Annotated in this window: 9 protein-coding genes; 2 read left to right on the top strand and 7 right to left on the bottom strand. The window is 61.4% G+C overall.

The window, feature by feature from the left end:
• Positions 1-102: 102 nt before the first annotated feature.
• Both ligB and DOM41_RS12030 read left to right on the top strand, forming a co-directional pair.
• A complete protein-coding gene (ligB, locus tag DOM41_RS12035; protein WP_280951227.1) occupies positions 103-1,869 on the top strand; it encodes an NAD-dependent DNA ligase LigB in 1,767 nt (588 codons plus the stop codon).
• Positions 1,870-2,046: 177 nt separating this feature from the next.
• Positions 2,047-3,420 carry a capsular polysaccharide export protein, LipB/KpsS family gene (locus DOM41_RS12030; protein WP_110687118.1) on the top strand — a complete coding sequence of 458 codons (1,374 nt, stop codon included), beginning with the start codon at positions 2,047-2,049 and terminating at the stop codon, positions 3,418-3,420.
• A gap of 182 nt (positions 3,421-3,602) precedes the next feature.
• Here DOM41_RS12030 and DOM41_RS12025 read toward each other — a convergent pair whose 3' ends face one another.
• From DOM41_RS12025 to DOM41_RS11995, 7 genes are all read right to left on the bottom strand, one after another.
• Complete coding sequence (locus DOM41_RS12025) at positions 3,603-4,640, bottom strand: glycosyltransferase family protein (protein WP_110687117.1); 1,038 nt, start codon at positions 4,638-4,640, stop codon at positions 3,603-3,605.
• A 46-nt stretch (positions 4,641-4,686) separates the two neighbouring features.
• Positions 4,687-7,008: a glycosyltransferase family 2 protein gene (locus DOM41_RS12020; RefSeq protein ID WP_110687116.1), complete on the bottom strand. Its 2,322-nt coding sequence runs from the start codon at positions 7,006-7,008 to the stop codon at positions 4,687-4,689.
• Between the two features lie 3 nt (positions 7,009-7,011).
• The gene (locus tag DOM41_RS12015) at positions 7,012-8,850 is read right to left on the bottom strand and encodes a glycosyltransferase family 2 protein (RefSeq protein WP_110687115.1); all 1,839 of its coding nucleotides are present in this window, start codon (positions 8,848-8,850) and stop codon (positions 7,012-7,014) included.
• Positions 8,851-8,882: 32 nt separating this feature from the next.
• Positions 8,883-9,923 carry a glycosyltransferase family 2 protein gene (locus DOM41_RS12010; protein WP_110687114.1) on the bottom strand — a complete coding sequence of 347 codons (1,041 nt, stop codon included), beginning with the start codon at positions 9,921-9,923 and terminating at the stop codon, positions 8,883-8,885.
• A gap of 62 nt (positions 9,924-9,985) precedes the next feature.
• Positions 9,986-10,918, bottom strand: coding sequence for a hypothetical protein (locus DOM41_RS12005; protein ID WP_157956931.1), 933 nt, complete (start codon positions 10,916-10,918; stop codon positions 9,986-9,988).
• On the bottom strand, positions 10,915-13,692 hold the full coding sequence (locus DOM41_RS12000) for a rhamnan synthesis F family protein (protein ID WP_223160987.1): 2,778 nt from the start codon (positions 13,690-13,692) through the stop codon (positions 10,915-10,917). The genes DOM41_RS12005 and DOM41_RS12000 overlap by 4 nt, the downstream gene beginning before the upstream one ends.
• 18 nt (positions 13,693-13,710) lie before the next feature.
• The gene (locus DOM41_RS11995) at positions 13,711-14,757 is read right to left on the bottom strand and encodes an HAD family hydrolase (protein ID WP_110687112.1); all 1,047 of its coding nucleotides are present in this window, start codon (positions 14,755-14,757) and stop codon (positions 13,711-13,713) included.
• Positions 14,758-15,700: the final 943 nt, after the last annotated feature.

The raw sequence follows: 15,700 nt of genomic DNA, 5'->3' as shown, positions 1-15,700 counted from the left end.
CTTTTCACGCGCCCCGCGAAAGCCAGCCCTGGCCCTGTGCCCCTTCAGAAATCGCGCCTGTCGTCGTTGTAGCAGACAAGCCCGCCATTTCGGAGAGACCTTGTGCTTCGAGGCATCATCACCCTTACGACGCTTGCCGGTCTGCTTGTCGCCTGCCCTGCCCCCGCCGCCTCGACTTGCCCGCCCCGGGCCACGAAGACAATGGATCACTCGGCGTTGGCGCGTCGAATCGATACCCTCGCCGCGCGCATTGAACGTTGGGATGACGCCTATTACGACGACGGTATGAGGCAGGTCACCGATGGCGTCTACGATGAGGCGAAACGGCGCCTTGATCGCCTAAGGGATTGTCTGGGCCTGTTGGCCTCACCGCCCAGGCAGCTATCAGGCCGGCGTCACCGCGACTCGCCCGAGGGTAGCGATGGACGTCGCCTGGCCCATCCCTACCCCCAGACCGGTCTCGAGAAAACACCGGATCGGCAAACGCTGGCACGCTGGATCGACGCGCAGCGGCCTCACACCCTGTGGGTTCAGCCCAAGATCGATGGCGTGGCGGTGACGCTGGTCTACCAACAGGGTGAACTCGTTCGCGCGATCAGCCGTGGCGATGGAAGAACGGGTGAGAACTGGACCACTACCGTTCAATCCCTTCCCCGGCTTCCCGCTCGGCTGGTGCAGCCGGTATCGGTCACGCTTCAGGGCGAGCTCTATCGTCGTCAAACCGATCACGTGCAGCAGCGTGATGGAGCGAATGGCGCCCGCGCTACCGTGGCCGGGCTGATGTCACGCCACACCCTTGGCGCTGAAGCGCGGGACAGCATTGGATTCTTCGCCTGGGGGTGGCCGGATGGACCGTCGAACGGTGCAGCACGGCTCGATCGACTGCGCGAGCTCGGCTTCGAGCAGTTAGCGCATTATACGCACCGAGTCGAGGGCATCGAGGCCGTGGCCGAGTGGCGGCGGCGCTGGTATCGCGCAGCGCTTCCGTTCGCTACCGACGGCATTGTGGTCAAACGGGCCGATCGCCCGCCTGGCAGGCGCTGGGAAGCCACGCCGCCAGGCTGGAGCCTGGCCTGGAAGTACCCCGCTGCCAAGACGCTGGCCCGGGTCAAGGAGATCGACGTCACCGTGGGGCGCACCGGCCGGATCACGCCCGTCGCGAGGCTGGAGCCCGTTTTGCTGGAGGATCGCGAAGTCCGTTCCGTTAGCCTGGGTTCGGTGGCGCACTGGGTCGAGCTGGATGTCCGTCCCGATGACCAGGTGCAGCTCAGCCTTGCCGGCGCCACCATTCCCCACCTCGATCGCGTCGTCATCCCGGGCGAGCCACGCCAGTCGCTAACGCCACCGCCGGCAGCGCGCTATGGCCCGCTCACCTGCCTGCGCCCGACGACCGGGTGCCGCGAACAGTTCATTGCCCGGCTCGTGTGGCTTGGCGGGCGTGAAGGGCTGGCGATTCCTGGGATCGGGGAACGGCGTTGGACGACACTCGTCGATGCCGGCCTGGTCAATGACCTACTGGGATGGCGAACGCTTTCCCGGAGCCAACTGGAGACGCTGCCCGGTGTGGGTGCCACGCGAGCGGCCAACTGGGTCGACGCTTTCAAGGCCACGCAAACCCAGCCGATGTCCCGCTGGCTCGTCGCCCTCGGCATCCCCGGCGTGCCGAAGTCGGTGCGAGACGAGGCACTATCGGCTCCCCTGGAGACGCTCATCGCGCGCTCCCGCGATCAATGGCAGCGCTATCCCGGTATTGGCCCGATCGGCGCAGACGAGCTGGTGCGCTTTTTCCAAACGCCGGAACTCCTGTCGCGACTCGAGACTCTTGAAGCTTCTGATATCCCTGCCAGTGATCCAGCCGACAGGGAGTGAAGCTGATCATACCCAGCCAGCAACGCACCATGACAATTCCCCCCCGCCAGATTCACGAAAACGATGCATGGCGCCTCGCGAGATTCGGGATAGAGTGGCCAGACACCGACCGCCCGGGATCGACTGTCAGCCTACTTCCCACGCCGCCGGTCCTCGTCGAAGCCACCGAGTCCCTCGATGTTTCATCACCAGCGTACCTTCCTGTTTCTTCAGGGGCCGCCATCGCCCTTTTTCCAGCAGTTGGGCCAGCGTCTACTCGATGACGGGCACCGGGTGGTGAAACTGCACTTTCAGGCCGGCGACGCGCTCTTCTGGCACCACTCGCCAGCGCGCTTTTTCCGGCTGCCCTTAGGTATGCTGGAGTCAACGCTAACGGCACTCTGGCGGGAGCATCACGTTACCGACCAGGTTCTATTCCGTGACGATCGCCGATGGCACGCCATCGCCGCGCCGCTCGCGCGGCGGTATGGCATCCGCAACCACGTATTCGATGAAGGCTACGTCTCGCCGGACTGGATCACGCTCGAACGGGAAGGCTCACACCAGCGCTCCCTGCTGCCCCGCGACGCCGGCTGGTACGCCGATGCCGAGCGACGCCTACCGACATCGCTTCCGCCACGGCCGGCACCGCACAGCCACGTACGACACCGATTGTTAGGTGCCCTGGAGCGATGCGCGGCCGTCTTCAACCCGCTGTTCAATCTGCCGACGCGCAACGTGGATATGGCGCCACCGGCCTGCACCGGCCGTCACTCGGGTGGTGACACGCCCGATATCAGGGAGTCGGCCGCGCCCACCTTCGAGCATTCGCTGGCGCCCGGTATGGCTCATTCACTGCCCCGCGAACGGACGTCGTCACTGCTTGGACGGGGCGACAGGAAGCGTCGCCGACAACCGCAACGTCTCGGCGCGCCCTACTTTTTACTGTCGCTGGCGCCGGCACGGCAGCCGGACAGGGATGGCGCGAAAGACGCGACGTTGCGGCAGACGCGACGGCGCTTGCTGAGCCTCGATGAGCTGGAACGCATTGTCGCCTCCTTCGCTCACCATGCGCCGTCGGGCTATCGTCTGCTGCTCGTCGACGTCCACCGCTCGCCCTGCCGTTCGGCAACGCCGCTTCATGCCACCACGCGATACCTGATGCGCTTGGCGCGCCGCTTGGGCATCGAGGGCAGACTTGGCGTCATCGGCCCGCCGACGTTGCCGGTGGTGTCCGCTGCTGCCGGTTGGGTTACCCCCCATATGACCCAGGCACTCACGGCGCTTTCGGCCGGCTGCCCCGCCTTCACACGCGCGTCGCTACCCTGCGCGCTCCCCGGTCTCGCCGCTAGCCAGCATCTCGACCGTTTCTGGCACGCGCCACCATCGCCGGACGCCAGACTCGTCGCGACCCACCGTCGCGTGCTCATCCACGCGACCCAGATCAACGGCGATCTCTATAGTCCGCAAGGTCGCGATCTCGCTGTCATCAACGCAGCCCCTCGCCTCAGCGACACTCACTCTCCTCTCGAGACGCTGCTGCGTCACTCCGACGCTCGGGTCGCCTACTAATGCATTGAAGAGCGACTAATGCATTGAAGAGAAGGAACACCGGCGGAGCATAGCGACGACCGAGCTCCCCACCCTCGCGACCTGACTCAACGACGTACCCAACCGACCTTCCCAAACGACAACGCCCACCGTGATGAGCGGTGGGCGCGACAGGTGGGAGGCTAATCCGTGAATCGTGGCACTCAGCGGCGCTGCCACCAGAACGTCTGGGCCCGAACCGGGTCTCCAAGCTCAATCGCCTTGCGAACGGCGTTACCCGCCATGCGTCTTGCCTCACTGGGTCGCTCGACCAGGCGCTGAATCGCGGCTTTCCACGCCCCCGGTTGATTCTCCACCAGCAGGCCATCCACGCCGTGCTCGACGATGTTCCGATACGGCGAGCAGGCGCTGTAGACCCCGACACTGCCGGTAATCGCGTTGTCCAGAAACTTGATGTGCGACTTGCCGGCGTTGAACGGCGTGTCGACCATCGGTGTGAGCGCGACGTCCACGCGCTGATGCTGCCGGTAGCGCTGGAATGCCCGCCAGCTCATCGGTTTGGGCGTGCGCACACGGTCGAGGGACTGCAGCGATGCCGGCGAGTGACCGCCCAGCATGATTTCGAAGGTCAGGCTTGCATGACTGCCGTGCAGCTCGACCAGAGCGGGAGTGATCGTCTCGAGATCGGCGAGGTGCGCCCGCGAACCGAAGAATCCTACGGTGAGCGGCATGCCCTGCCTATCCGCGCCAGCATCGCGCCAAGAGGGCGCGACGATCAGCGACGGGGTCAGCACCGACACGTTGGGATGAGACTCGCGATAGCGCTGGGCGAGCCCCTCGCTGCAGGCCACGATCTCGTCACAGATTGCCATCAAACGCGGTTGCACGTTGGCGGCGATATGCGCCATGCGCCGGCGATAGCCCTCCGGCAGACGCGGATCCAGCGCCGCCGCGGCGATATCGTCGTCGATCAGATAACGGATCGAGGCCATCTGGCCGCGGTTGGTCTCAAGCCAGGAGAGCCAGTGGGTGTTGAGTGAGCGACACACGATCACATGGGCGTTGCGCATCTCGCCGACCAGCCATGGCGTGCAGAGAATCGGCAGACGCCAGTAGCTGGTGTCGATACGCCGAACCTCCGCGCCGCGGGTCTGGAGCCAGGGACCAACCGAACGCAAAAAGTAGATGTCCTCGGTGGGACAGCTACCGTCACTCAATACCACCCAGCGCGGATGGGTCATGGTCGACTCCCCTTGATAAAAAGGACACGCCCGAAAGACTCGGCGGTCAACGCAACGAGAAATCCTCGTAAGTCAGCGTAAGATTGGGGTGATAGGCGGGGTCATCGAAGAGACGATGACGCCAGCGGGTGCGCATGTAATTTGCCTCCCCCGCCGCGCGCAGCCGCTTTTTCGACGTGTCATCGGCTCCCCTCGACACCGACTCGTGGTGCCAAAGCTCGGCGTAAGGAGTCCAGACGTGGCGGTAGCCGGCTTCACCTACTCTCAGGCAGAAATCGACGTCGTTGAATGCGACCGCCAGGTTGGCCTCGTCGAGCCCGCCGACCGCCTCGAAGATCCGGCGCTGAACCACCAGACAGGCGGCGGTCACCGCTGAGTAGTTCTGCACCAGATGAAGTCGGGAAAAGTAGCCGGGCTCGTGGCGCGAGAAGTACTTGTGCGCGTGTCCTGCCACGCCGCCGATCCCCAGAACGACGCCGGCGTGCTGCACCGTGCCGTTGGGGTAGTAGAGTTTGGCGCCGACGCAGCCGATCCCGGGACGGCACGCCTGGCTCACCATTTCAGTCAGCCAGTCGGGATTGAGCGGTTCGATGTCATTGTTGATCAGCGCCAGAATGTCGCCGGTTGCCTCTCGGGCCCCGAAATTGTTGATCGCCGAATAGTTGAACGGCGCGGGCCAGCCCAGCACACGCACACGCGGATCACTGGCGACCGTCTCGAGAAACGCGAGGGTCTCCGCACAGCGCGAACCGTTATCGAGCACCAATAGCTCGAAATTCGGATAGTCGGTGCGTTCTAACAGCGCCTCCAGGCAGGGTCTCAGAACCTCGACCCGATCCCGGGTGGGAACGAGCAACGAGACCCGAGGCGCAGGCGATGGAAGCGGCCAGCGCACTCGATAGGTATTGGGGTAGCGCCCCGCCTCCACCGACGCGGTGAGATTGGTGCGTTCCAAGTGCTCACGCACCGCGGAAAGCCCCGCCTGATGGGTGTAATTCTTTGACGCCGCGGCAGTCGCCGTCGAACCGGTGGACGCGCGCCAGTGATAGAGCACGTGCGGCACTCGCACGATCGCGCGGCTCTCGAGGCCATTGACGAATCGCAGCGCCAAATCGTGATCCTGGCTCCCCTCGAAGCCCGGTCGAAATCCGCCCAGTGACAGCAGCCGCTCGCGCCGGTAGACGCCGAGATGGGAGATGTAGTTTTGGCTGAGCAGCAGATCCGGGTTCCAGGCCGGCTTGAAGTGCGGCTCGAAACGCTCGCCCCGATCGTCGATCTTGTCTTCGTCGGAGTAGAGAACCTCCGCCGCGGGATTCGATTGCAGTGCCTCCACCACGCGAAAGAGCGCCTCTGCGTGCAGACAGTCGTCGTGATCGAGCAGTGCCACGAACTCCCCGCGGGCGAGGGACAATGCCGTGTTGCTGGCCGCGCAGATATGGCCGTTGGATTCCCGCTGGACAAGCTCGATGCGTGAGTCGCTGGCCGCGACGGCGGAGAGTATGTTCCACACATCGGGGTCGCGAGAGGCATCATCGGCGATACAGAGCTGCCAATGCGGATACTGTTGATCGATCACTGACTGCAGGCATTCACGCAAGTGCACGGGATCCGGGTCATGCACCGGCACGACGATCGAGATCAGCGGTTTCTGTGTGAAGCGTTCCATCCGCCGGGCAATGGCCACCGCGGACAGCGGCGTCTGTGCGCGTAACCACTCGTTGTAGCTTCGCCCGGCGCAGCGCCTGACGAAAGTCGATTCATACTGCGCCAGCGCCAGTGGGCGCCAGGGCTGACCGCGATCTCTTGCCGCCGCTTTGAGTGCCGAGACCACCTCGTCTTTGGGGGTTTCCAGCCACTCGGGATGGAGGTTGCAGAGCCGTTGGGCAAGCCGGTCACGCGCGAACGCCGGCATCAGCCACACCAGACGCAGGTGTCGAATCACCAGATTGCCAGGCGTCTCCAGCGGATCGAAACGGATCGCCTGTGTGCCCGGCGGGATATAGCAAAGTCGTTTGCTCATGCGTCCTGGCAGCAGCACCAGATAGAGACTCTGCGCTTCGCTGAACCCTTCTCCGGTATCGAGATAGAGCCGCACGGCGGCGTTGGGCTGATCGTGGCCCAGTGTCGCCTCCAGCATGTTCCAGCCCGGCAGTGGCAGCCGACGATGCCAGAGAAACTGCGGATCCTCCCCCGTCGCACGCCAGGTGAAGCCTTCCCGCCCCGCCGGTGACTGCGGATCGATCGCCTCGAGTTGATGCACCGGGCGCAGTCGCGGGGCACAGACGAGCCGTAACGCCGCTTGCAGGCGTTGACGCAGCGGCACGGCGTGGGAGTCGTTGGAAAGGAGCGGAACAGGACGTAGCGACATGGTTCAGGCCTCCTGGCTCGTCGCCATGCGTTCGGTCGCCGCGATTGGCTGCTCGCCGAGCGACTGTCCGGTGAGGGCCACGCAGCATTCGATGCGATCGCCAGGCTCTGCGTCGAGCGGCATGTGAAAGCCAATGTAGGCCCCCCGCGGCGCCCCCCAGCGCAGGAATCCCGGGCGCAGCGCATTGGCTAGGCAGCTACCGATACGAATGCCGTTGACCCAGACGTCGACTTCCACCGGCATGTTCTCGCCCGCCCACCATGCCCAGCCGACGACGCGATCCGACAGGCACTGTTGGATCGCGCCGTGAGCGAAGGGCTGGCCAGCCTTCCACAGGCTCAAACGGGTTTCGAAGATCCGCAGGCTCTGCTCGTAGAGCCGGATGTCCTCCAGATTCAACGCCCGTAGCGCTTCCTGATCATCAGCGCCAATCTCGTAGACATGCTCGGCACTGGCATGGCCCAGGTTCTCCTTGAGACCCGGTATCTCCCAACCGTAGAGATCGTTGATCAACGCCAGCGAGTCAGCGTAGCGTTCCGTGATTCCGACGAAGCCGAGCGCTTCCAACCGTGTCGATTCGAGGAAGCGGCTCTGGCGGTTGACCATGTCGGACCGGCGGTAGAAATCCTGGAAACTGCCCTCGTAGCCATGATGACGAGCGAAGTGGTGGTAGTCGGAGGCGAGCCGTTGCAGCGGCTCGCGAACGAAGGTGAAGCAGTCGCGCAGGCCGGCGAGATGCGCGTACTTGGCCAGAGGAACGTGGCCCGCCAGCAGTTTTACCTGACTTTGGCGTACTGTCTCCCACAGCCACCAGTGGTCTCGACGCTCGTAAGCCCAGCGCACGACCGCGGGCGCCGTTTCACGCTGGTTCTCGCCGTAGTCGTGCCAGACGTGGCGGTCACCCAGGTACTGCTTGGCGCCAAGGCGAAAGCTGGTGCCGGCGGTCTTGGGGATATGCACGAAGAAACGGGTGGGCGCGCGCTGGCTCTCCTCGACACCCAGACGGGAGATCAGCGCATTCAACTGGCTGAAGAGTCCATCGGGCAGCGACGCCGGCTCCTCGTTGAGATCGTGGTGACGGAAATAGTTCATGTCGCGTGAGTGATTCGGACCCAAATTGGCGCGCCCACGGGTCATCTTGGTATCGATGAACTCGTCGCGGGATTTGACGTTGAAGTGATAGATCTTGAGCGGGGTCGGCGACACCGTCTGCGTTCGTCCCGACTCTGGCCTGTCATCGACGAAGGCGGCCGACACGCCATCGGCCGTCACGTAACGAAATCCAGGTTCGAGCACGGCCGCATGGGCGGTCATCGATTTGACGTGGCGCGGTTTGACGATCGACTTGATGTGACAGTTGACCTGGCGATCGGCGCGACTCGCGTTGCGAAAACGCGCAAGGACTCCCCCGGGCTGGCGATGCCGCATGCCGGAAGAACCAAAGATTCGCCAATTAACCGCCACCGCGCCGACGTCGTTTCGCGCGAGCACCGGCGATAACCAGTCGAGTGGCCGGTCCGTCTGTGGATGGACCAGGAATTCGTCGGCATCCAGAAACGCCAGGTGTTCGATCTGTTCGCCGTACTCGTCGAGCACGTGGCGATACCAGCTCGTCTGCGCCTTCTCTTCCGGTGTCCAGTGCCGGGTGGTCACGAATCCGCGACGCGCCCAGCTCGTTAGTAGCTCGGCGCTACCGTCTTCACTGCCGTTGTCGGCGATGAAAAAGTGCGTAAAGCCGATCAGCCGGTGATAGGCGATCCACTCGGCAAGATACGGGGCTTCATTCTTGATGATTGCCGCAATCGCGAATTCATGTCGCGGACGGTGTAATGAGTCATTCATCGTCGACTTCCTGTCTGGCGCATCGCGCTGCCCTATTCCGACGTCACGGCTTTATTCGCCACGTCGCGCGTTGCCGGCTCGCGAGCCGTCACGGCTTCACTCGCCGCCAACCTAGCCGTCGCGGTGGCCAATACCCTGCCCACATCGACTCGCGGCCTGTCGATGAAGCGAGTAATGGCCAGAAGCTTCTTGTCGGTGATGGCATCGCCGAAGACGCCAGCGGCCTCCTCCAGCGTCGAAAACAGCGGCTGCGCTGCGGTGCAGGCCATGAACAGCGCCTGCAGGAAGTCCTCTTCGCGACCGTTGGAGAGCGCGATCAACGTGTTGTATTTCTCGGTCTGGGTGGCACTTCGCCGGTAGACCGCCAGCCGGTCACTGAACTGCGAAAAGCTTCTCAGCGGCACGTGATAGACGCAGCACCCCGTCTTCTCGACGAATTGCTTGGCCGCCGGCGTCATCGTCATGGGGACGTCCTTCGGCGAGTCGAAAGAGAAGTGATAGCCCATGTGCACGCGCGTACCGGCGTGCTTCTGGAAGAGCACTTTGGTCCGGCTCTGTTCACGCCGGTCGACACAGAAGTACTCCGCTTCGAGAAACTGCGCGGAGAGATCACGCGGGACGAACGCCTGCGTTCGAGGCACGAGGTTAAGCCACGGCAGCAAGAAACAACGCGACGCCACGCTGGGGTCGCTACTCGCCGGCAAGCTATCCGTAAAGGCTTGATAGAACCCCTTGATGTCCTGATGCGGACCGAGGAACAGGAACTCGTCGGCATCGAAGCAGTAGACATGGTTCTCCTGCTTCGGATCGAGAAAGAGCGTTAACGCACGATTGACGTAAAACGCTTTTTTCTGCGAAAAGTTGCCGTCATATTCGAGTTCGATCAGATCGATCTCGCACTCATCAAAGCGCTGGCGGAGTTCATCGACACACTCCCGTATGAAGGCGTGTTCCAAGTGACTGATGACGATCAGCCGATCGAAACCCAGCCGCGCGTGATGCTCGAGCGATGACCCGATGATGTCGCTTTCACCTCTTACCATGGTCAGTGCCGTGAAGCAGGCGTTACTCATGACGTTCTCCTGTCGAAAACGGTTCGGGCACGCGAACCTAGCGCGCCTTGCGTCGACGCGATCTAGGCCACCTGACAGGCTTCGAGATTGAAATTGGGCGGCAGCACCAGCACGGGGTTATAAGTCGATTTTTCGAGTAACGAGACGTCGAAATCGAACTGCTCTGCCAGCGTCTGGTTGGAGTGCTTGAAGTACTGGTCAAAAGACTGCTGTTCAGGGACGTCGAAGAGCACGTGCTTGTCGTGATCCCCGTCAACGTACTTCGACGCGGTAATGATCCGATCACGAATCGCCAAAAACTCCTCATTGTTACTCGCCTGGCGCGCTTTTGACTGGATCATCGACAGGCAGCGCGTGGGCACTGAAGGATTGACGATGGTGGTGTCGCTGGCATCCGCCTTCCGGTAATGAACGTTGAAAAGTCCGAGGAAGCGATCTACGACATCTCGACCGTAGGGAACGATGACGACATTCTCCTGGCCGATGACGTCCATCCAGCGCTTGACCGTCTGGTGATAGTTCAACCAGTTGATGTTGTTCATCGCCAGTGAAAATAGCGATGAGGGATAGCGAATATTCGGATCTTTGACCAGCTGATTGAACAATGAAAGCAGAAGCTCCGACTGGCAGCGCAGCGTAAAGATCACCTTTACCTGCTGGAAATTCTGCCCCACGAACTGACGAAAACGCGGATTGTCGAAATAAAAGGGCGAGAGCTCGGACGAGATCAGCACGTTCTCGACATCACTCTTCTCTACCTCGGCCTCCAGCTTGTCCACCGCCTGAGCCGGCGACATGTCACTGGCGTAAACCCCGGCATTGCGAAAAGCGAGCGCAAATGGATGGTGCGAGTGATCCGGCCACTGCAGCGATTGCGGGTAGAGGATACCGCGAGCAAGAAACTCTGCATTCTGCGCCTGGATCTGCGCCTGAATCGCCGAGGTCCCCGTCTTGGACCAACCTACGTGAAGATATAGCGTGTCTTTTTTCATCATTGGCCAATGAACGGATTACGTCCAACCTCGCTAATCAAGCGTCCCCATTTGAGAATCTCCTGCTCGTCGAGAGACTCTCCCCCTTCCAGCACGTCCGGGAATCCGAGCGCACGCCACTTGTCCATCGGATGCAGGATGTGGAACGTGGTCATACCCATGTCACCAGGCCGCTGCGCATCGGCCACCACGTTGTCGCCGATATGCAGGTGGCCAGTAATGCCCTCACTGGCGAGATCCTGTTTCACCTTGATCCAGAGCGTGCCGTTGTCTTTACGCGCCTGCTCATCGCTTGACACCATCAACCGATAGGCAGCGGAAACGCCCGCCTTTCGCAGCATCAAGCCCACCTGATCGCGTGAGTAATAGCTGTCGGAAATGACCCACAGAATATGGCCGCTGGACGCCAGGTGATTGAACAGCTCAACCATCTCGTCTTTGGGCAGAATCATCTCCAAGTCGAGCTCGAACTCCTCATTCATCCACTGCTGTGCCAGGGCGGGATCGACCGCGAGTCGCTCGCCGATCTCGACGTAGATATCCGCGATACGCACGTCCCCCTGGAAATTGGCGCGGCGGCGTAGATCCGACTCGACCTGATTACGTAGGGCCACGAAAGCGCGTGGACTGTCGACCAGTCCCAGGGCCTGCAGACGGGCACCGAGCTTCAATTTCGCGTAGTCGGGGATGGTGTAGCGCCGCCGAACCAGAGTGTCGAACACATCGAAGCTGACGCAGGGATGGGCCTGAATACTCGGCAGATGATGATCGATATGGCCGTGATAGCTCGAGGTGATATAGCCGTTATCGGTCGTGAATTGCCCCGTCGGCGGATAGAAAAAGAGCTGGCGATAACCGAGATTCTCCACCAGCGGCCCCAGCACGCGCTCCAGCGCATGCAGCATTGAGTCATCGTTGGGCAGCGGTTCCTTCGGAAAATCCTCGTAGGTCCATCGCTGATCGAATATCCCCTTGAGCGCTTTTGGCCGCGCCCAGAACATGCCGCCTGCCGGGTAGCTCAGAAAATCGGGGATCCGACCGAGGCCGAGCCGTGTCTGCCATTCGCGCACCGCCCCCTTGTTCATGGTCAGATGGTTGACCCAGCCCGGCATCATCCAGAAGGTCGTCGGGTAATAGATGCCGAGCGTGTCATCACCGGCAAAGGCGTTGAGCAGCCGCGTCATGACTGACACATCGCGCAGCAGGTATTCGATGAGGTACTCCGCCCACTGTGTCTGCTCCTTGCCGGAGTAGAGCGACTTCTTGGAGTGCAAATGACACACCAGATCGTATTCATCCAGTTCGGGGCCATACTCGACCAGCATCGGCCCGAAGTTGCGTCCACGGTTGGGAACGACGCGAGTCTCCACATGCCCCACACGGGCATGACTTTCGAAAACCTGTCGGGCTCGGGTCTCGAACTTGGCATCGGCCAGTGTCAGAAAGACATCGACGTCAACCGGAAACTGCGCAATGGCATTGGCAAAACGGTCGATGAAATCGTCATAGAAGACGTGCAAGCAGAGTGCGACCTTGAGCTCGCTCGCCGCTTCACTCAGCGTTGCAGCGGGTTCGATCACCTCACGGGGATACCAGCGAACGGTTGCGGGAGCATGAACTCGCCCCTCCGTGAGCCCATGCAACAGGTAGTGCTGTAGCGGGCTTTGTTGGGCATGGAACACGTCCATGTACATGCGGTGATAGGTTTCGCTGTCGAACTTCGGCGACGGATTGACGGGTGCGAAACGTGACTTGCGCAGATAGTCGTCGAACGCCGCGCGCGGGCTGTCGAACGTCTGGCGATAAGTTGCCTGATACCAGTTAGGATCGAATAGCTCGCTCTCGATCGCCTCCTGATAGACACGGGTCATCATCGCCTGCTGATTGGCCTGCGCCGAGCGCTGCTCGAGCTGCTCCAACCGGTCAACCAGCGAAAGTGCCGGCTCGTCGTTGGCCGCCGCATGACTGTCCAGCGAGTCCCGGCGATCGATCACGCCCTCGTGCTGATCCGCCACGCGTGGATCGTTGGAGGCCTGACTCTCCTCACGGGATGGCATTAATTCGTTCGGACGCGGCGAGGTGCCCCCGAGCACCGGGCGCTCGCTGGCCTCCTCGCCTGCCGGATGGCCGCTGCGGTCTTCGCTAGCGCCCTTGTCTTGGTGTCGCGGCTCCGAAGTCACGTTGCGGCTTGCGGCCATTGTCGCGTGGCCCGGCGTATCGCCACTCTGGTTGGGACCGGCAGTCATCGCAAACGGGTCGTCGGGCCCAAGCTCCGCCTGATTGGCTGCCTGTTGGGTGACGTTATGATGTGCACCGAGACTGGCAACGATCGAATCCTGGGCCGTCATAGGCTCCGGCATCGGCGCAGTCGGCGCGCTGTCATCTCGAGTCTCGATAAGCGGCGTGTCCGATTCAGCCGGCAGCCAGGGGGGCCCGACTCTATCGCTATCCGCCAGGTGTTGAGGACGGGATTGATCGCTATCGGTCACGGTCGACTCCTGAGACACCATCGGCGGCTGACTCACTCGACCAGGGGCCGCTGCACCCCCTCGTCGAGACAGGTTGTAAAGCGCCTGACGAACGGCCACGGAGACCGGACGTTCCTCGACATCAACACGGTGAGCGACGGCCGCATGGACCATGGCGCTGTCACCGTCGAGCGAGGCGATCTCCTCCGGCACCTCCCCCTGATCGCCTCGCCGCTTATTGGCGCGGCGCCGCGCCGGGTCCTGAAAGAGCCACGGCAGTAGCGACGATATTTTCCCCGCTGATTTCATGATGTGGTCCCCTCGCTTTTATATTGCGAACATCTTCAACGGATTAATAAGTCCATTGCCGGTAATGTCGTCATCCACGCTAAAAAGGTGCCAGACGTCTTTCGGAATGCAGTTGGGACGCGTAGCAAACACTTCGTAGAGATTCTGCACGTCGGTGGCGGAGTAACTCACGCCATGGCGACGGCAGTCGATGACATGGTCGATGGCTCCATCGAACACCATTTTCAGGTCCTGAAAGTGACGTTGCGTTGCTGCTTCACGCCCGTAAAAGAACTCGAACTCGCCGTTATGCTTCTGACGGATATCGACCATCTGCCCTTGCGGCGCTGTAAGCAGCGACTCGAAAAGTAGTGAACGATCGAGCATGACGCAGCCGCTACGCCAGCCGACACCTTCGTGAAAGATGCCTTTCAGATTGGCGTGATAATCGCCGACCGGCGCGTCGCCGGGCTTGGTGGCGATGAAATAGAGACCGGCCGTATCGCGCTTGGTCACATGGGTCAGAATTTTCTGAATGGTGCCCGAATACCCCAGGTCGAGCATCAGCGGCTTCATCCGAGAGTCGGTGAGCCCTGAGCGAGCGAGATAGGCCACGAGCGCATTGCGGGTCGGCGCGACCAGCGCCGTCAGCGCCGGCAGATGCGCGGCAAGCCACTCGCTCACCTTGTCGTTGTCCTGCGGGAGTTCGCACTGGAACTGCAGCAACTCCAGGGGAAGAACGCTGAATATTTCATGCAGCTGGAGGCCAAAGCGCTTGCGCATCAGATCCAGCACGCTGCCCTTGAAGTCATTGCCCAGCGCGATTGGCATGATCGTCGACGAGCCGAGCATCGCGCGAAACAGTAGCGTCCGGGAAACTCTCAGATAGACAGGGTCGTGCTCGATCTCGATCAGCCCCTCTCGCTTGAGCCGACCGAGCAAACGATGGAAGCACCACCCCTCCCTCGCCAGACACACAGGGAGATGACCCGCTGACTCTGCCTCGATAGCATCGGCATAGGCGTGCAGAGCGGGACCCAGAAAGGTTGCGCCGAAATCCTGTAATGCTCGACTCTTCGCTTGCATGTTGGGCCTCGAAAAACGTTGAAACGCTTGACGATGCCCGCGGACATCGCACACCAATTAAAGAAAAAGCTCGCCCCGTATGACACTATTAAGTCGCAACAGGGCTTCTGATAATCACAAAATTACTTCGACACTATTAATTCAACGGTATCGTTTCTAATATCAGAAGGCGAAAGTAATGAGACAGCATCGTTTCAAATTACCGCAAAGGGAAAAAGCGGAAAATAGCCGATATCCAGTGGCGACAGAAATCAGATAGCGGTAGCAATCGCAACTTTCAAGACGCTCGTCGCACTTAACATTAGACGCTCAATATAGAGCTAGACCACGACAAATCGTATCGCGACACCGTGACTAAAGGCTAAGCTCGGATGGCCTTTATCTGAAGATGAATTTACTCATCGTAATGGATCATTTGTATTCGGCTTGATCACGCCGTTACGGATTAAACACGTAAATCGTCGCGCTTATCCGACACTGTTGCCAAAGTGTGACAACCTTGGGCAGTCGTGACGCTTCTTGACGACACTGTCATTAACGGTTCGGAGGAAGTGATGCCTTAGCAGTGCACGGGCGGGTAAACCGTCAAGGGAAAGTCCGTTGCGATTCGCCCACATTGGCAGCGCTCGCGTATGCGAACCCCGGTCAGGCCTACTCACGTGAGAAGTTCGCTTTGACGAAGTGATGGGGTCAGCGGCCACGACACGTGCAGAGGGCACGTGGGGAGATCCAGGGCTCAGGCCCCATGCCGCGCAGAATGGTGCGCATCTGCTCGCAGCCTCGGGCAAAGCCGCAGCGTGCACGCGCGACGCCGCGACTCTCTTGGGAGAGTGCCTGCCAACGGTCGACATAGGCATAGAGTTCGCCGATTGCAGTGACCCAATCTGACGACGACTGCGCACCACGCGCGCTCACGCCATCCACCACTCCGGGCCCCTTCACC

The organism is Salinicola aestuarinus, from assembly GCF_003206645.1.
GTDB classification, from domain to species: domain Bacteria; phylum Pseudomonadota; class Gammaproteobacteria; order Pseudomonadales; family Halomonadaceae; genus Salinicola; species Salinicola aestuarinus.
Note: the sequence above shows the minus strand (reverse complement) of the source record. Positions and strands in the feature narration are given on the sequence as shown.

Excerpts from the sequence above, each read along its gene's own strand:
- DOM41_RS12030 (WP_110687118.1), top strand. The coding sequence starts at position 2,047 with ATGTTTCATCACCAGCGTACCTTCCTGTTTCTTCAGGGGCCGCCATCG.
- DOM41_RS12025 (WP_110687117.1), bottom strand. The coding sequence starts at position 4,640 with ATGACCCATCCGCGCTGGGTGGTATTGAGTGACGGTAGCTGTCCCACC.
- DOM41_RS12020 (WP_110687116.1), bottom strand. The coding sequence starts at position 7,008 with ATGTCGCTACGTCCTGTTCCGCTCCTTTCCAACGACTCCCACGCCGTG.
- DOM41_RS12015 (WP_110687115.1), bottom strand. The coding sequence starts at position 8,850 with ATGAATGACTCATTACACCGTCCGCGACATGAATTCGCGATTGCGGCA.
- DOM41_RS12010 (WP_110687114.1), bottom strand. The coding sequence starts at position 9,923 with ATGAGTAACGCCTGCTTCACGGCACTGACCATGGTAAGAGGTGAAAGC.
- DOM41_RS12005 (WP_157956931.1), bottom strand. The coding sequence starts at position 10,918 with ATGATGAAAAAAGACACGCTATATCTTCACGTAGGTTGGTCCAAGACG.
- DOM41_RS12000 (WP_223160987.1), bottom strand. The coding sequence starts at position 13,692 with ATGAAATCAGCGGGGAAAATATCGTCGCTACTGCCGTGGCTCTTTCAG.
- DOM41_RS11995 (WP_110687112.1), bottom strand. The coding sequence starts at position 14,757 with ATGCAAGCGAAGAGTCGAGCATTACAGGATTTCGGCGCAACCTTTCTG.